Annotated in this window: 16 protein-coding genes and 1 riboswitch; of the genes, 8 read left to right on the top strand and 8 right to left on the bottom strand. The window is 51.1% G+C overall.

Annotated elements, in window-relative coordinates:
* Positions 1–17: 17 nt before the first annotated feature.
* The 5 genes from C9I92_RS11795 (at position 18) to C9I92_RS11775 (ending at position 4072) form a co-directional block, all read left to right on the top strand.
* Entirely contained in the window at positions 18–557 is a 540-nt protein-coding gene (locus C9I92_RS11795) for a septation protein A (protein ID WP_047883313.1), read from the top strand.
* A gap of 15 nt (positions 558–572) precedes the next feature.
* On the top strand, positions 573–971 hold the full coding sequence (yciA, locus tag C9I92_RS11790; protein WP_047883312.1) for an acyl-CoA thioester hydrolase YciA: 399 nt from the start codon (positions 573–575) through the stop codon (positions 969–971).
* 140 nt (positions 972–1111) lie between these two features.
* Complete coding sequence (locus C9I92_RS11785; protein WP_047883311.1) at positions 1112–1411, top strand: YciI family protein; 300 nt, start codon at positions 1112–1114, stop codon at positions 1409–1411.
* Positions 1412–1435: 24 nt separating this feature from the next.
* Positions 1436–1840, top strand: coding sequence for a GspS/AspS pilotin family protein (locus C9I92_RS11780; protein ID WP_047883310.1), 405 nt, complete (start codon positions 1436–1438; stop codon positions 1838–1840).
* A 639-nt stretch (positions 1841–2479) separates the two neighbouring features.
* Positions 2480–4072 (top strand): ArnT family glycosyltransferase, encoded by a 1593-nt coding sequence (locus C9I92_RS11775; protein ID WP_047883309.1) that lies wholly within the window; start codon positions 2480–2482, stop codon positions 4070–4072.
* Between the two features lie 72 nt (positions 4073–4144).
* Here C9I92_RS11775 and C9I92_RS11770 read toward each other — a convergent pair whose 3' ends face one another.
* From C9I92_RS11770 to C9I92_RS11755, 3 genes are all read right to left on the bottom strand, one after another.
* The gene (locus C9I92_RS11770) at positions 4145–5080 is read right to left on the bottom strand and encodes a class I SAM-dependent methyltransferase (RefSeq protein ID WP_047883308.1); all 936 of its coding nucleotides are present in this window, start codon (positions 5078–5080) and stop codon (positions 4145–4147) included.
* 502 nt (positions 5081–5582) lie between these two features.
* Positions 5583–6272, bottom strand: coding sequence for a TIGR01621 family pseudouridine synthase (locus tag C9I92_RS11760; protein WP_047883307.1), 690 nt, complete (start codon positions 6270–6272; stop codon positions 5583–5585).
* An 89-nt stretch (positions 6273–6361) separates the two neighbouring features.
* On the bottom strand, positions 6362–7699 hold the full coding sequence (locus tag C9I92_RS11755) for a sodium-dependent transporter (protein WP_047883306.1): 1338 nt from the start codon (positions 7697–7699) through the stop codon (positions 6362–6364).
* Between the two features lie 369 nt (positions 7700–8068).
* On the opposite strand from C9I92_RS11755, the gene cls reads away from it, so the two are divergent.
* The 3 genes from cls to C9I92_RS11740 all read left to right on the top strand — a co-directional run bounded on the left by cls (position 8069) and on the right by C9I92_RS11740 (position 11612).
* Positions 8069–9526 (top strand): cardiolipin synthase, encoded by a 1458-nt coding sequence (gene cls, locus C9I92_RS11750; RefSeq protein ID WP_047883305.1) that lies wholly within the window; start codon positions 8069–8071, stop codon positions 9524–9526.
* 396 nt (positions 9527–9922) lie between these two features.
* Positions 9923–10414 carry a putative pterin-binding protein gene (locus C9I92_RS11745; protein ID WP_053061698.1) on the top strand — a complete coding sequence of 164 codons (492 nt, stop codon included), beginning with the start codon at positions 9923–9925 and terminating at the stop codon, positions 10412–10414.
* Between the two features lie 25 nt (positions 10415–10439).
* On the top strand, positions 10440–11612 hold the full coding sequence (locus C9I92_RS11740; RefSeq protein ID WP_047883304.1) for a GGDEF domain-containing protein: 1173 nt from the start codon (positions 10440–10442) through the stop codon (positions 11610–11612).
* 100 nt (positions 11613–11712) lie between these two features.
* On the opposite strand, the gene yiaY is transcribed toward C9I92_RS11740, so the two are convergent.
* The 5 genes from yiaY to C9I92_RS11715 all read right to left on the bottom strand — a co-directional run bounded on the left by yiaY (position 11713) and on the right by C9I92_RS11715 (position 17868).
* The gene (gene yiaY / locus C9I92_RS11735) at positions 11713–12861 is read right to left on the bottom strand and encodes an L-threonine dehydrogenase (protein WP_047883303.1); all 1149 of its coding nucleotides are present in this window, start codon (positions 12859–12861) and stop codon (positions 11713–11715) included.
* Between the two features lie 354 nt (positions 12862–13215).
* Complete coding sequence (locus tag C9I92_RS11730) at positions 13216–14445, bottom strand: lytic polysaccharide monooxygenase (RefSeq protein WP_053061697.1); 1230 nt, start codon at positions 14443–14445, stop codon at positions 13216–13218.
* A 61-nt stretch (positions 14446–14506) separates the two neighbouring features.
* A riboswitch (cyclic di-GMP riboswitch) is annotated at positions 14507–14640 on the bottom strand.
* Positions 14641–14766: 126 nt separating this feature from the next.
* On the bottom strand, positions 14767–16614 hold the full coding sequence (locus C9I92_RS11725) for a pilus assembly protein TadG-related protein (protein WP_047883302.1): 1848 nt from the start codon (positions 16612–16614) through the stop codon (positions 14767–14769).
* Positions 16615–16627: 13 nt separating this feature from the next.
* Positions 16628–17071: a DUF3613 domain-containing protein gene (locus C9I92_RS11720; protein WP_047883301.1), complete on the bottom strand. Its 444-nt coding sequence runs from the start codon at positions 17069–17071 to the stop codon at positions 16628–16630.
* A complete protein-coding gene (locus tag C9I92_RS11715) occupies positions 17068–17868 on the bottom strand; it encodes a tetratricopeptide repeat protein (protein WP_053061696.1) in 801 nt (266 codons plus the stop codon). Before C9I92_RS11715 ends, C9I92_RS11720 begins: the two co-directional genes overlap by 4 nt.
* Positions 17869–17915: the final 47 nt, after the last annotated feature.

Here is a 17915-nt window from a genome sequence, read left to right as displayed (position 1 = left end):
ATTAACTGGTTAACCTTATGAAGCAGCTACTCGATTTTATCCCACTGATTATTTTCTTCGTGTTATACAAGACCCACGATATTTATACCGCTACCGGCGCGCTGATTATTGCCACGGCGGTACAAGTTTCGCTGACTTGGTTTCTGTATAAGAAAGTCGAGAAAATGCAGCTTATCACCTTTGTAATGGTGACGATTTTTGGCGGATTGACCATTTTTCTCCATGACGCCGACTTTATTAAGTGGAAAGTCACTATTATTTACGGCCTGTTTGCCATTGGTCTGGCCATTAGCCAGTATATGGGTAAGCCACTGATAAAAAGTATGTTAGGCAAGGAAATTACGCTGCCGGACACCGTCTGGCGCCGTATCAATACTGCCTGGATGGTGTTTTTCATTGTATGTGCGGTCGTGAATGTCTATATTGCCTTCCGCCTGCCCTTAGATGTCTGGGTAAATTTTAAAGTGTTTGGGCTATTAATTCTGACCCTGCTCTTTACCCTTGCCACTGGCGGGTATATTTATCACCATATGCCAAAAGAAACCGATTCAAAGTAGTTATAGAGTCGCAACATGACAGCAGAAAACAACGTTCCTCGCGGGCAACTTTTGCTTCGCACCCTCGCAATGCCAGCTGACACTAACGCCAACGGCGATATTTTTGGTGGCTGGATCATGTCTCAACTTGACCTTGCCGGCGCCATTCTGGCGAAAGAAATTTCCGGCGGCCGGGTTGTGACCGTCTCGGTCGACAGCATCGCCTTTAAAGCCCCGGTCAGTGTCGGTGACGTGGTTTGCTGCTATGGCGAATGTAAGCGCATTGGTAACACATCCATGAGTGTTGCGCTGGAAGTATGGGTTAAACCGGTAGCTCATGACGGTATCGGGGATCGCTACCGCGTATGTGAAGCGACCTTTAACTATGTCGCGATTGACAGCAACGGCCGCCCTCGCCCGGTCAAAAAAGCCTGAGTTTCTGTCAGATGTCCGCAAAAAAGCCCTAAGCAGATGCTAGGGCTTTTTTTTTCCTTTAAGATATCGGACATTAACACGCATTCAGCTTACACTGCCGTCCACCGATCTAGTGTGAGAGCAAACAAGGAGAGACACACATGTGGTACGTTATTTTTTCCCAGGACGTTGAAAACAGCCTAGAGCGCCGCCTGAGCGTCCGTGAAAAGCACCTTGCCCGCCTGAAAGATCTGCAAGAAGAAGGTCGTCTGCTGGTGGCGGGACCTATGCCTGCGATTGACAGTGACAATCCGGGCGAAGCTGGTTTTACCGGCTCCACTGTGATTGCGGAATTCCCGTCTCTGGAAGAAGCACAAGCGTGGGCTGACGCGGATCCGTATATCGAAGCCGGTGTCTATGAGAAAGTCATCGTGAAACCCTTCAAGAAGGTGTTGCCATAACACTTTAACGTGAGACTCAAAGTTATGCTGAAACGAACGCTCGCTGTCATGGCGGCGATGCTGCTGGCAGGTTGTGCATCGAATTCTAAAGATCAGGCGGTATTTGACCTGGCTAAGTCACGTGCGATGGCAATCAACAGTAAAGCGCCGTATGCCAAGATTGATCAGTACCAGATCATGAAAGCGCAGGCGCGCGAAAAGAACGTTGAGATCACCATCCTCTACGGGGGTGGCGGTAAAACCCCACCCACTATGGCAGCGCAAAACGCGGCCGCCAGTTACTGCAACAGCAGTGAACTGAGCCCTCTGGTGAGTGAAGGCGTCAGCTACACGATCGTGATTATGGACATGCGCGGCCGCCCTATGGTCACACAACCAATCACCGCGGCAATCTGTAATCAGCTTGCCCAAGGCGCAGCAAAGTCCTGATCACCAGATACCGGTCTTTCACCCGTTACCAAAACGCCAGCTGCTGCTGGCGTTATTTTTTGACTGAACAGCGCTTCTGTTAACGGCACTTCCAATGGCAAGCCCTAAAATAGAGCTGGCCCTAAAAAACCGGTTTCGAAGACTGTGCCGTAAATCAGCCTTTGTCTGCCCTTTACTCTTTCCTTTACCCAATCAATGACCGGCCTGTCCAACCGTGCCTCAACCTTCGCAATTCATACTCATGCTAATACCGCATTCAAACCTTGTTTACCGTCAGAATGGCCTTGCGACGGTTTACGTATCAACACGTGAATAAACAGATCAAACCAATTTTTTCGTAAGGCTTGTCCTGACAGAAAAAAACTCATCCATACTCATTGATGGCACTGCATAAAAACGTCCACCAGGTTCGAAGCGTTCATGCAATTGATGGAAATAAATCACATGTGCAGGGATAAACATAACTGATTGCAATGTAATGCGCCGTCAGCGTGTGCACTTCCCCATGTACGTTGTCATCACATTTTAAACCGCAGTACGCATAATCCCGTAGTAATGCAACACGCTCATTCCCTGTAAATGGTCTTTTGACTGATTACTGATTACTGATTACTGATTACTGATAAAAAGATGGGAAATATGACAGCCAGACAACAGCTTACTTATCCTTTCATAGCGTGTGCGATCACTCTGTTCTTTATTGCTATCAACTTCCATTACCGGCCTATTTTGCCCATCGATGAAACGCGCTACGTCTCTGTTGCCTGGGAAATGTGGCTGAATAACACATGGCTGGTACCGCACGCCAACGGACTGCCCTATTCCCACAAGCCACCACTGCTGTTCTGGCTGTTCAGTTCGATGTGGACACTGTTTGGTACATCGGAATTCATTACTCGCCTTACCATTCCGCTGTTCGTTTTACTCAATCTTTTTCTGATCAGAAAACTGGCGCAGAAAATCTACCCCGACAACCCGCAGGCAGCCGCTCTGGCTCCGTTAGTACTCTGCAGCGGCTTAGGATGGTTTCTGTATTCAGGCATGATCATGTTCGATTTGCTGCTGACTGTTTTTGTACAGACCGCCATGTTGTCCGTGTGGAAATATGCCGAGACCCGTCGGATGGTATGGATAGTGTCTGGTGGCGTGGCAATAGGATTAGGGTTGCTGACAAAAGGGCCGGTCACCTTTATTTATCTGATTCCCTTCGTGGCACTGGTCAAATGGTGGAACCCTGACCCGCAGGCTAATCACACCGCCATCCTCAAGGCGAGTGTAGTCATGGCTGCCATTGGTATATTGATCATTCTCGCCTGGGCGATTCCGGCTGCGGTGGTCGGAGGCCAAGATTATGCCTATGCGATTTTTTGGGGACAATACGCAGGACGGATTCATGAGTCGTTTGCTCATGCCAGACCTTTCTACTGGTACCTGTTGTTACTGCCTGTGCTCATTTTTCCCTGGCCGTTCTTAGTTGGGTTCTGGCGCAGTGGCCTCTGGAACAACAACCAGAACAGCGACAAATTCTGTCTAGCAATGTTCACAATTATCCTGGCCGTATTCAGCTGCTTCAGCGGTAAGCAGCTCCATTATCTGTTTCCCGCTTTTCCGGTGCTTGCTATCTGGGCAAGCAACAAACTCAGACCTGAAAAATTCAACCTTGAGCCTGTCGTCATTATCTTTCTGGCAGCCGCCACCATTGCGATATTCAGTGCCTCATTATGGGCACCACAGGTATTTCGCAATGCAGAGAGCGCGAATGTCATCCCTTGGTGGGGCGTGTTACCTTTAGTGCTGACTGCACTGGTCATGAAGCCTAACGTCCTGACCTCCTCCCGACTGGCATTACATATCATTGCGGTGCTACTGAGCTTATCGGCGCTGCTCGCCAGCATTTCCCCGATGATCAATGAAATTTATAACGTTACGCCGATCGCTCAGCAGATCAACGCTCTGCAACGGCAAGGGAACAAAGTCGCTTACGTCGGAAAATACCAAAATACTTTTGGCTATGCCGGTAAATTAACCGCACCTATCGAACAAGCCCCAAACAATCCCAACGCGCTGCAAAACTATCTGCAAGAAACGCAGGGGTATACCGTCCTGATTCAAAAAAAGCCGGATATAGCACAAAACATCAATGCCATCTTAGCGACCCCATACCGAGGGGGATGGCTGTATATTGTTGACAACCAAAGATACGCGGCTCAAATGGAACTGGCTTCAGAGTAAACACCAAGACTCTAAAACAAAAAAGCGCTATCGAACGATAGCGCTTTAACAGGGTACAGCGAGAACGAAGAACTAATAAGTGAATCTCATCACTTTCAACCCTTTTTCAGGATCAATGTCCTCAAATTCAGGTGGATTCTCTAATCGCCCAATAAATTGTAATTCAGGGGCTTCGGCGGCCATGCCATCAATTAAAAACTGCGTGGAGATGGCCGGTGAGTTAACACATGCCAGAACCTCACCACTTGCTGATAACAAGCTAGGCAGGCGACGAAGAATCTTCTGATAATCCTGAGTCATGACAAAACTATTTTTTTGGAAACTTGGCGGATCGATAATAATCAGATCATACGGGCCCAGTTTCTTCAACTTACCCCAGGATTTAAACAGATCATGCCCCAAAAACTTCACTTTCGATAAATCATGCTGATTCAATCTATGATTATCACGCCCGCGACTCAGTGACGCTTTGGCCATATCCAGGTTTACCACCTGCGTGGCGCCCCCTTCAATTGCTGCGACGGAGAAACCACATGTGTAAGCGAATAAGTTGAGAACAGATTTACCCTGACTGTTTTCCTGCACCCACTTACGGCCATAGCGCATATCCAGAAAAAGCCCCATATTCTGGTTTTTCTTAAGCTCTAGTTGGTATTTCAGGCCATTTTCGACCCCAACAGGGTAGACATTCTCTTCGCCCCACAGCACCTGCGTCGGCGCCAGTTCTTGATAGCGGTGTTGTATCAGAATCGCGTAGCCCTCGGCCTTGCTCCAGACGTCTCTGGTTGTTAACGCCAGCAATTCCGACTCAAGAGCCTGAATAAAATGATCGTCCTGCTGCTTGAATACGGCGACAACCAACTGGCCTTGCAGCCAATCAACCGTAATCTGCTCCAGCCCATCCACTGTTTGACCACGCCCGTGGAACAGACGGCGCAATTCTTTCGGTGGCTCACTGAGTAAATTCTCAATTCGGTCAACTAATTCTTTCAGGGCTTCAATTTTCATTATTTATTCAGCTTTACAAGGGAAAACAGGCCAGAGCACAAATGTCCACGATGACGTTCTGCGCAGGATCAAACAACAGCCGCTAGTTTACCCGCAAACGGCAGGCAGCAATAGCGCGCTGAGGGGACATTCCCGTCATGCGACCAGTTTGAGTTGTTCGAGTTCAGGTATACGGTGGCTGGCAAGGTGGACATATTCAGCCTGGAGACGGACTTGCCGGGAACGGCGGGCGCGTTGCTTGAGCAGCTTATGGTGTCGTCTTGACTGCGCCAGCCCCCAAAATCGAGATTGGGACTTTTTCTTTTTCAGTCGCATTCTCAGCGACACAGAGCGGGATAGGCGCATAATTTCCTCGGTCTAGGGTAATTCCTAGACCGGTAGGATAAAGGATTTTGCTTTATTCGGCTATCACAGCGCCCATGCAACAAGCTCATATGCAGGAAAAACCATCAAAATATGGCGTTATGGTGCCTTTTGTCGCAAAACCTACATTTTATTAACATTATGCCTTTTTACCCGGCAGTACCGGCCAATCCAGCGTCCAGGGCTGCTGCCAGTCTGCCAGCGCCTGTTGTGTTTCCGGCAAAGCCCACAATTCGCCCTGCTCAGGCAGACAGACAAACTGCCTCATCGTCCCCTGGTATGGAAAACACAAAGCATAAGCATGAAGGTAGCCACGATCTGCCGCTTCTGAACCGTAGATATCATCGCCAGTGATCCCAGAGCCAACGCTGCGCAGTGCAACACGAATCTGATGGGTTTTTCCCGTATGCGGTTTACACAGGAACAAGCGCCGCCCCTGCCCGGCCGCTGTCGAAAAGAACTGGGTAATGGCCGGATTCTCACGCGTGGTTTCCAGCTTCCAGCTGCTTCGCCGTGAGCGGGTCATGTCGCCAATCACTACCCCCTGCTTTTTTTTCGGCTTCTTGCTGCCAATTGCCAGGTAATATTTTTCGACATCCCGGTTGGCAAAATTTGCCGACAACAGAGCCGCCGCCTCCCGGTTTCTCCCCAGCAGCAACAGACCCGAGGTCATTTTGTCCAGCCGATGGATCAGGTACAGCTTTTCATCACCAGTCTGACGGGCAATTTCCGCCAGCAAAGGCTGATCATTATCGTCTTTATGCACGCTGACGCCGGGATGTTTATTAATAACCAGAAAGTCCGGATGCTGGTAAAGCAGGGTAAACATAGGAAAACTCATTTCTGTCAAAAACGGTTGCAGTCAAAACCGGGGCAGTATAAACAACCATGACGATGAGACCAAGCCGGACGCAGGATTCAGGCAAAGAACACGTACAACATCAGTAACGGGCAAACCACACGCACATACACCGGCCAGATTTTCCAAAACCACCCGGCGGCAATCGCCGGGTTGCCTTTCTGCAGCTCCGCCAGCACCTGATCGCGATGCCAAATCCAGCCGACCAGCAACGCAAAGATCAGCCCCAGTATCGGCTGGGCGTATTCGGTGGATGCCACAATCACCCAGTCAAACAGAGGATCGAAATAGAAAATAATGACGGCAGACAATGCACTGATCATCCCGCCAATTGTCCACGCGGCATAGTTTCGGGGCTGGGACAATTCTTCTACCGCAGCCGCCACCGGCACTTCCAGCAATGAAATCGACGATGTCAGCGCGGCGATGACCATCAGGGCAAAGAAAATCGAGGCGACCAGGTATCCCGGTGCGCCCATGGTATCGAACATCGCTGGCAGCACATCAAACACCAGCGTGCCGGAGCTGGCCAGTTGCCCGTCATCATTATAAATCGTCACGCCGTGATTCTGCGCCACAAACATCGCCGGCAGGATAAGCAGGCCAGCAATAAACGCAATCGCGGTATCAATCAGAGCCACTTCCGCTGCCGTCCGCGGCAGGTTAGCGTCTTTTTTAAGGTACGAGCCGTACACCATCATGGTGCAGACTCCCAACGACAACGAGAAAAATGCCTGTCCCATGGCACTGTGAATCAGGGCCGGGTGAATCTGGCTGAAATCCGGAATCAGAAATAATTTCAGACCGTCAACCGCGCCATCCTGAGTGAAGATATATCCAATCAGTACCACAAACAGCAGCACCAGAATCGGCATCAGCCGGGTTGACCAGCGCTCAATGCCTTCCGCTACCCCGCTTTTCACCACATGGATAGTTGCCCACATAAACAGCAGCATCAAAAACAGATTGCGGCCGATAGAAAATGTCTCCAGCCACTGTGATACCCCGGTCAGCCCGATGGCTTCAAGGATCGGACTGAGGAAATAACCCACCAGCCAGCCTGCCAGAATAGCGTAAAAGCTCAGAATGCAGGATGCCGCCGTAAGTCCGACCAATGCGAGCAATGTGCCCAGCCAGCGGCTGCCGGATGGCAGAATCGACCGTAACGACTGCACCGGATTCGCCTGACCGTAACGGCCGATAGTCAGCTCCGCCACCAGCAATGGGTAAGCCAGGCCGATCACCATCAGGGTGTAGACGACAATGAAAACGCCGCCGCCGTTGTTTGCCGCCTGTGTCGGAAATCCCCAGATGTTCCCCAGTCCGACCGCTGAGCCAGCGGCGGCCAGAATGAAGCCAAAACGTGAACTGAACTGCGCCCGGGATGCACTCGCCATACCACTACTCTTTTTGAAAATACCGATGTTCCATGAACCTGTAGCAAAAAGTCATTGTCGCGAGTAGCCGGTACGGATGGGATGACTTCACGCCCGGTTCATACAATCGCTTATTATCAATGTAATCAAGATTGAGCAGGAAACCAGCTTGCCTTTAAGACAGCATCGCAATTCGATCCCGCACACGCCGATCCCTTCCCCCATTCATTCAGATAATGCGGCAAAAACGGAGAGCGATCTCTCCGAATCTCGTCTTGCGAAAATTCGTGAATTTGCTGCGATAAAAGTCACATATTGTAAATTTCGCTGGTATTCCCCCAGTTTCAATGCACAATAAAGACACATGTTCTGTTGCTATCAACCCACTGAATGGAAAAGTTTTATCAAGTCCTGGCCTGGGCCAGCTTGTTCATATACTGGCTGAGTATTGCCGCCGTCACCATGCGCATCGTCTTTAAGCGCAGGGTAGTCGGTGTCTCCCTGGCATGGTTACTTATCATCTATATCATTCCGATCGGCGGTATCATGGCCTATCTCCTGTTAGGCGAGCTAAATCTGGGCAGAAAACGGGCTGAACGCGCCCGTGACATGTTTGATCCCTTTGCTGAATGGTTCCAGCGTCTCAACGACTGTCCCGGCCACCAGCCTCACCTGATGAGCGAGCATGCCCGCCCGCTGAACGACCTGTGCGAAAACCGGCTGGGCATTCCGGCATTGAGTGGCAACAGCCTGTCGCTGCAGGACTCCCCTCAAGCAATCCTCCGCTCGCTGATTGACGATATCCATCAGGCAAAGTCTTCGATCCACATGGAGTTTTATATCTGGCATCCGGGCGGGCTGGCCGATGAGATTGCCACAGCGTTAATCATGGCTGCCAAGCGGGGAGTTGAGATTCGCATCCTGCTCGATTCAGCCGGTAGTATGCGCTTTTTCCGCTCGCACTGGCCGCGGCTAATGCGTCATGCCGGTATACAGCTGGTAGAAGCACTGGCGGTATCACCGTTGCGGGTTTTCCTGCGCCGCATGGATTTGCGCCAGCACCGGAAAATTGTGGTGATCGATAGCCGCATTGGTTTTACCGGCTCGATGAACCTGGTCGATCCCGCTTATTTCAAGACGAATGCTGGTGTCGGCCAGTGGATTGATGTAATGGTCAGAATGACCGGTCCGTCAGTCACGGTACTGAACACCATTCAGGCCTGGGACTGGGAAGTTGAAACCGGCGAACGCTATCTGCCTCGCCTGCCGGAGTGTCATGTGCCTTCCGTGTCCGACGATGCGGACACGGTACAGGTGATCCCATCCGGACCGGGGATGCCGGATGAAATCATCCATCAGGTGCTGCTGCTGAGTATCTATCAAGCCAAAGAAAGCGTGGTAATCACCACCCCATATTTTGTGCCGAGTGAGAACCTGCTCCATGCCATGAAAGCTGCCGCGCAGCGCGGTGTCGCGGTGGATCTGGTGATTCCGGATAAGAACGACTCACTGATGGTGGAATGGGCCAGCCGCTCTTTCTTCTCGGAACTGCTGAATGCGGGGGTGCGCATTCACCGTTTCCATGGTGGCCTGCTGCATACCAAGTCGGTTGTGATCGACCGTAATCACTGCCTGATTGGCACGGTGAACCTGGATATGCGCAGCCTATGGCTGAACTTTGAGGTCACGCTGGCGGTAGACAATGCTGAGTTCACCCAGCAACTCAATTGGGTACAGCAGGAATACATCAAGCAGTCGACGCGGGTCAGGCCGGAAGAATGGGAAAAACGCCCGATCATCAACAAACTGGTTGAGCAGTTTTTCTACATGTTCAGCCCGCTGCTGTAACATCCTTCAGTCGGCAACCCGGTTTGCCGGCTGAACGGCCGAATGACCATGCTGGCGTGCCGTAAGGGATAATGGCTTTCTTGACTCAGCGATGCGCAGTTTGAGAGCTGTCATACACTTCCACTTGCCAGCCTCAGCCCGGTAACCTGTGACGAGCGCCAAAAAAATGACTCCCTCCAAACGTAACCCACCTCAAACTTTTCCAATTTAATATGGATTTCGCCTTAATTTTATTCGTCTATATTCGTCATGCATTCAATTAATAGATTGATTTTAAATAAATAAAATAAAAACCAGCCTGATTTACTGATAACAACTTTATTATTTAGGGTTGTCCTTATTTCGTCTGCAGCAACTACACTATATTGCAGGCAACATGATTCAGGAGTTCAACGAATGCCTCAGCAGGATGCTAAACTTTTCTGGCTTATCGTCATGATCGGCATGTTGCTTTCGTTTCCGGCGAAAGCCTTTACACCAACGCTGCACCTTATCGGGTATAACGCTGAAGGAAAAAGCGTGGATATCCAACTTGAACGCGATCGGCTTGAAAGCCTGCCACAAAGTGAACTCACGACACATCTACCCTGGTTTGAAGGCCCGTCCACCTTCACCGGAGTGCGGCTGAAAACACTGCTGGAGCATTTTTCTCTGGTTCACCCTCGCATCAAGTTATCGGCCCTGAACAACTACGCCACCGATATGACGCTGGACTACATCAAGCAATACGATCCGCTGATTGCTCTTAAGCAAAACGGGCATTACCTTAAAGTCAGAGATTACGGCCCATACTGGATTGTGATATCCATTGATGAGCACCCTGAAACCGCAGAGATGAAACATTTGGCAAAGATGGTTTGGCAACTTAGCCGTATTGAAACCTATTAATTAAGCAGTAGCAGTACTTTTGCCTATGAGACAAAATAAAACAAGAAAGGCTCTTATCATCATTACTCCGCTGCTGGTGCTCAGCATTTTAGTGGCAGTAAGTGCACTCAAGCGCCATTCCGATATCATTTCCAGCAGTCAGCACGAGGCTAACTGGTATATCCTCCAGCTCACCAAAGAGTATGCCGAGTTCAATTATCAGTTGCGCAGTTATCAGGGAAACCTGAGTGATTACAATGATATGATGCTGCAATATGAGATTCTCTGGAGCCGTTTCAAAACCATTCTCAGCAACTCAGCCATCATTCACCTTCACCTCTATGAAGGGGCGCTGGAGCAGATACAACAGCACTTTGACCTGATTAAAGCCTTCGAGCCCAGGCTGGTCAGTCTGGCTCATGATCCCGATCCCCAGATCATTCACGAACTCGTCGACACCTCCCGCAACCAGTACGAGAACCTGGTGCTGTTTGTGAATAATAAATTCCGCCTGACCAGCGGCGATCTGAAACGCCGGGTTGAGGCCACCGAAAAAATTGAAATCATTATTCACTTCATGCTGGTCGTGACCCTTATTCTGGGCGGCGCCTTGTTTTATACCCTGGTCAGTGAATCCCGCCTGATGCGGCGGCTGGCAATGTATGACTCATTAACCGGCGTTCATAACCGGCTGTGGTTGAATCAAAAACTGGATCAACTGACAGAAAACAATGAGCCGTTTCGTTTTTATCTGATTGATCTGGACGGGTTTAAACAAATCAATGACACCCTCGGCCATCAGGCCGGAGATGAACTGCTGGTTGAAGTCGCCAAGCGCCTGTCCTGCCTTAACGCCGCTCACTACCGGGTTGCCAGAATGGGAGGTGATGAGTTTGCCATCATTGAAAAATTGCAGGCCGATCCCGTGTCGTCTCTGGACGATGTCCTGATGGATGCATTCAAAGCCCCTGCTTACTATGCCAAAGAGTTCCATGCCATATCCGCCAGTATTGGTGCCAGTGAATTCCCGAAACACGCCAAAACCGTTTCGCATCTGTTGCAACAGGCTGACTTTGCAATGTATGAAGTGAAGCAACAAGGGAAAAACGGCATGATTCACTATTCAACCCGCCAGGCGGAAGCAGCAGAAAACTCCCCAATGAAAACGCAGACCCTCGCTCAGGAGCTGATCCCTCCGGCAAACCTGCCCGCCAAATAACCCAACAGCTTACTGACACAACCACTGACGAGCACAAAAAAAGCGGCCAATGGCCGCTTTTTTGCATTTTGAAGTGATATCACTCTGCTTCGATTCTGAATCAGAACGCGGCAGCGAAGATGCCAGAAATCTCTTCGTGTGTCGCTTGTTTCGGGTTGGTGAAACCACAAGCATCTTTCAGGGCATTATCAGCCAGCACAGGAATGTCTTCTTTCTTCGCGCCCAGCTGTTCCAGACCAGCAGGAATACCTACATCGCGAGACAGTGCCTGAATGGCTTCAATCGCAGCCGCTGCGCCTTGCTCAGCAGACAGACCATCAACGTTAACACCCATGGCTTTTGCCACATCTGTCAGACGCTCAGGACACACCTGCGCGTTATAGCGCTGAACGTGTGGTAGCAATACGGCATTACATACACCGTGAGGCAGGTCGTAGAAACCACCCAGTTGGTGCGCCATTGCATGAACGTAACCCAGAGAAGCATTGTTGAACGCCATACCAGCCATGAACTGGGCATACGCCATTTGTTCACGCGCTTCCAGATTCTGACCATCTTTCACTGCAGTACGCAGGTTGGCCTGAATCAGTTCAATGGCTTTAATCGCAACAGCATCAGTGATTGGCGTTGCAGCTGTCGACACGTACGCTTCGATGGCGTGCGTCAGCGCATCCATACCCGTTGCCGCCGTCAGTGAAGCCGGTTTCGCCAGCATCAGCTCAGGATCGTTCACCGACATCAGCGGCGTGGTGTGCTTGTCAACGATCGCCATCTTGATGTGGCGCGCTTCATCAGTGATGATACAAAAACGCGTCATTTCCGATGCAGTACCCGCCGTGGTGTTAATGGCAACTAGCGGCAACTGTGGTTTGGCCGAACGGTCAACACCTTCGTAGTCAGCAATTTTGCCGCCATTCGCTGCAACCAGCGCAATCCCTTTCGCACAATCGTGCGGTGAACCGCCACCCAGTGAAATAACAAAGTCACAGCCGCCTGCTTTCAACAGCTCAAGGCCAGCTTCAACGTTGTTAATGGTTGGGTTTGGTTGTGTCCCGTCGAAAACAACAGACTCAACATTTCGCTCTGCCAGCAGGTCAGCAACTTGCTTAACCATGCCAATTTGGCTGAGAATTTTGTCAGTGACGATCAATGCTTTTTTAAAGCCATGACCTTTAATTGCATCCGCCGCTTCAGTCAGGCAGCCAGCGCCCATGAGGTTTACTGTAGGAATAAAGAACGCAGTGCTCATTTATAATTCTCCATAATTATCAAATACTCATTACTTTAGCTTACCAACGGCCAAGAGACTGATTGGCTTAGATCAAGCTACCTGTAATCAGTCTTGTGTAACTCCAGCGGGGTAGAAGCTACCACCAAATTAATGTGCAACAAATTGATCTTGAGCAAGGTATTCAAGTTGCCGAGATATGCAACCAAATTAATTTGAAGCGGATCACTAAACCAGTTTAAAACAGGATTAATTGTTTTTTACTGTAAACACTGACTTTCCTGTCATTGACGTTTCATACTGATTTTCGTGAACTTTCAGGTATAAAAAAGCGCCGGACTGTGCCAGCGCTTTTCTCTGAATTTCAGCGGTTGATTACAGTTTCAACCAGGCATCCTGCCAGTTCGAACCATAACCCGGCTCATAATGTGAGGCCGAATTAATGTTACACCATCCGCCTTCCGGAAATGGCCGACATTGGTATGTGCTGCCGTCCCGGCTCAGCACCACGGTTTTACCCGGCTCGTAACTGCCAATATTGTCGGGGTAAACAAAATCGTATTCGCCTGGTTCACTTGGCTCAACAGGATCCGGCGGGATCACTTCACCGTCGCGAATATCCAGGGCATAACGGTAATCACGGTTAGTCACATACACCTGATTGCCGTACAGATCGGATTGATCAAACCAGATCTCTCCGGTTGGTTGCAGCATCCCCAACTGCGTGATTGCGTGGTACTGCTCATTGACCTTTAGTGCCAGTTCATACGACCACAGATGGACGCTCTGATTGGCAACCGTTACAGGAAGCGTAACTTCAACCACCTCCTGCCCTGAACCATCAAAAATACGGAACAGCACCTGATCACCAACCTGGGCCTCCAGCCCCTGCGGGATCAACGCGCCCAGAGGCTGCCATTCAACTGGCGGTGCGTCACCGTCGAAACGGATATCACTGCAGTTGTAGAATCCCTCCCCGGCGGCATCATCCCGCTGCCAGCGGGTCAGCAGAGTCGCATCACCAGAACGGCCTGCTGGCAGTGTCACGTTCATCACATAGTAATCCTGACCGTCTATCTGGGTTTTCGCGATATTGCCGTGTTTGGCAATCAGCTCGACATCGTCCCAAGCCAAGCGGCTGTGCGCCGCATTGTAAGACGGTTTCGACAGGTAAATTTCCCAGAAACTCGGGTTGTGCGGTGCCGTAGCACGAAACTTGAGCTGAAACGTCTCACCGGATTGCATTGCAGTCCGCTGCCATTGGCCTGAGGCAACCCCCATGCCGCTCTTTTTGGGATCCGAGCCATAACAGAGCTGCCCGTCAGCAACCACAGCCTTCACGGCATTCAAGTCAGTGTAGTCCGCCACATTGGCAGAGAACTCATGATTCTGAACAAATGGATAGGCGCCGGATTCCTGAAAAATGGCCCGACATGCCTGGTTCGGAATGCCAGAGCCGTCTGTCGGCCAGTAATACCCGCCATCTTCTACGCAAAACATTTGCCGGGCTTTGGGAAAATCGGTGTAGCCGTGCGCACTGGCCTGTAGCGGAATCAAGGCCATCACCGTAGCGGCGCTCAATGATAAGGAAAAACGTTTTTTCATGATGTGCTTCCAGTTAATTCGTTGGGAAGCCAGCTATGTGAAGAAAGCCGTGCTTTCTTAATCAGGTAGCCCCGCTGCCATAAAGCACTGCGACAAGTAACCACGCCGGATAGCGTATGAACGGTCGTGCAATCTGCGCTTGTTAGGCCGGTGGCTTTGCGTCGAACCCTTTCAGATTCTTTGCCTTTAGCTGACCGCACTAGTTATAGTGATTTTTCCTGTCAGAACAATTCCCTACGACAACTCTGGAAGGGTGATCCCGTTCTCTTTATCAATGGCGTTTCGTCCTTATTGTGAGCTTCCTTGTTTACGCCTTACCTGTCATTCGATCAATGCCCCGCCTTCCAGTTCGAAATCGCTGACAAACACATCGGCCTGCCCCACCGATACCCCCAGAGCTTTCAGCAGAGGATCGACCACCTCCGTCACCACCGGCGTCAGCACATCATGCAAAATAGCAGGAAGCAGCACACTGTCTATCAGGCTTAATACCGAGTTAAGTACATTCAACAGGCTCCCCAGAAGACCGCCAAGCAAGCCTCCTAACAAACCTTTATCAACGTCTTCCCCCGTGTCAGCGGTTTTCAAATTGGCAGACAAGGTTGCCCCGGATACGGTCTCAGACAAGGTGCCGGAAGCTACCTGCGCGTATTGTTTGGGCAGCATATCGGTAGCAGTCAAGCGCTCACTGTGGGGCTGAAATGCCGCCGATGCATTCGGAAAACTGGCCCCGACTTCTACCGCCAGCAAATCTGAATACAGCGTCGGAATATCAACCACAACCGAGAACGGCTGACTGATATCACCGAAATCGTCGGCATTGCCTTCTGCCCCACCATCACCAACGAAAATCGTTGCCACCGAGGGTTTGGTAGCAAAATCAAACGTGACGGTATGTTGCTGACTCCACTGACAGCCAGACACATCCAGCAGCCGGGTTTCGGCTTCTGCTGCCACAACCTTGACCCCAAGGACACTGCTTTTCACCGTAATAATCCCCAGATCCAGACTGCTCAGCAGACTCAACGCATTAACCTTTAAATCCAGCTCTATTTGGGCGGTTTTTACAGCATTAACGAACCCGTCATTTTCCTGAGACGGCAGCAGCCCCATTTTAAATTGCGGCGGCTGCGTCACTGTCAGACGGATTTCCGTTAACGGTGCCAACAGTGATGCCAGATCCAGCTCTCCTCCCGCCAATGACAAGGTACGGCTGTCGAGATTGACCGCAGCCAGCACAGATGCGTAAACAAGATCATATAAAGACAGGCTGGCAGCGAGCGCCGCTTGATGAATAGCCACTATTTCACTGTCATCACTCCCGTTGGCCAGCGTCAGAAATCCGTTCAGGGTGATTAACGGCAGGGAAGACACACTGGCCACACTACGGATCTGGGAAAGAGCCTGACCGGCTTCTGACGTCGCTCCAACTTGGGTGATCAACACGTCTATCAGCTGCGCGATAGACAACTCTTTGACCAGCAACTGATCGAGTTGTTGTTCCAGCGAGTCGCCACCCAGCGGCTGCTCTTGATTCATTGCAGCAACCAAGGTTCCCAGTCCGATTCGGGTGTTGACCAGCTCGTCATACGACACCAGTGTCAGGTTTCCGCCCAGTGCCGCGCCGAGAATGGAATTGGTCAACCCGACATCGACCAGCGTTGAGCCAACGCCGAAACCGACTTTCGCTTTTTTATTGATCCCCGCCTGAGCTGACAAGGTGATCATCTGGGCGTCAGAAGAGCCAGAAAGCAGACGGGGAAACAGGCTGGCAGCCACCTTTTTGCTGATGGTCACCCGCGCGGCGTCCTGAAATGCGCTCTCAGTACCGGTCTCGATCACCCAGTGATTATCGTGAATACTGGCTGTGCCGACATCAACCCGATAACTGGCACTACTGGTGTCAAAGCCATTCGCCGCCAGAACCGATTTAGCCGTCGCTTCCATGGCACTTTTCTGGCTGACTCCGTGGAGATAACAACCGCTTCGCCCCAGACTTAATGCCGCAAGATCAGCCTGTTGCTGCAGTCGTCGTTGTTCCCAGAACAATCGCCCGGTATCGACTGCCAACGCTAAAAATACGGCCATCGCTATCATCAGCAGAATAAGCCCGCTCCCGACAGCTCCCTGCTGCCGCTTTCTGATACCACCACCGATGCGCACCGACATATTGGTATCCTTCCTAGCTGCCGCCCATAGAATCAGAGATAAATTTGGCCGGAATGGGGGTGGTAAAGCTGTTCAGCATCCGCTGCTCAGTCTGCTCGGCTGCCTGCGGCAACACCGCATCGTTATATTCTGTCGCCAGCTTGCCGCTCGCCTGCAGTTCAAGCCATATCTGCGTCGTGGTTTTAGGGCGCTGTATTGGCACCAAACCCGCCTCGTGATAAGAGGCCGAGCCCCTCACTGGCAAGTATTCCGGGCGCGCAGCATTCAATGTGCTTTTTTCTTGCTGAGGTTCTTGCCGAGATTTTTGCTGAGGCTTTTGCTGAAACGTTTGTCCTGCTTCAGCCCTGATTGTCGGGCTGACTGCTGTCGTACCCAGTAAAAACACCACCAACAGGGCATCAACCAGACGGCCCAAGATATGATCCCCACCAGTGATACGGTGTATGCCTTTTGTCATTGCCAAGCCTCCTGCGTCAGTAACGAATAACCACGCTTGCGCACCGAAGTGCCACCTTTGCGGCTTGCCGGATCCTGGTTCAGATCCAATGGCCGAAACCGGGCAATGGCCGCCAGCATGTCCTGCTGATCCTGCTCGGCCCAGCGATAGCGCTGTGCCAGGGTCTCAGCCTGCGCCGTTCGGTGGGTCTTGAGCAGTAAAAACCATAAATTTCTGGCTGCGGTCTGATGGTCCGGATTAAGCTCCAGCGCGGTGCGCAGTTCATCATAAGCCAGACTATCCTGACCAGTTACCAGCATCAGAAAGCCCAGATCATTGCGGATGTTCGCTGAGACAGGCGACACTCTGGCTGCTTTTTCCAGTAGCTTCACAGCCGGGGATACCTTGCCCTGATAGGCCGCAATCAACCCGAGGCCGTGATAGGCTTTGCCACTCAGGCAGGTATCCACCAGTCGGGTATATAAGGGTTCGGCATCCGCCCACTTGCCGAGCTTACGATAACTGTCTGCCTGCATCAGCAGACTGTCGGGCGATGAGTCCGGTAACACCGCCAGTTCCGCCAGCGCAGAGTAATACTGGCCTTTCTGAATTTGCTGCTGGATCAGAGAAAGCGACATGCCTTCTCCGGCAGAAATCTGCTGACCACATGCCCCGACCGGCTTGGTCATGCTGGCCTGAGTGTCTGCAGGTTTTCCGGCGCATCCGGTTAATCCCACCAGGCCTGTCACCATGAAGATCGTTGCCAGCCGCAGCGATTTAAATTTACGGCAATTCAAAATACAGGGTTGCATTTCCATCCTGCCTCCATGCTGATAATCACGGCTCTCAGAGCATCGACTGAAAG

Origin of the sequence: Photobacterium ganghwense (genome assembly GCF_003025595.1) — a bacterium.
GTDB classification, from domain to species: domain Bacteria; phylum Pseudomonadota; class Gammaproteobacteria; order Enterobacterales; family Vibrionaceae; genus Photobacterium; species Photobacterium ganghwense.
The sequence above is the reverse complement of the archived record's forward strand: the minus strand, read 5'-3'. Positions and strand labels throughout refer to the sequence as shown.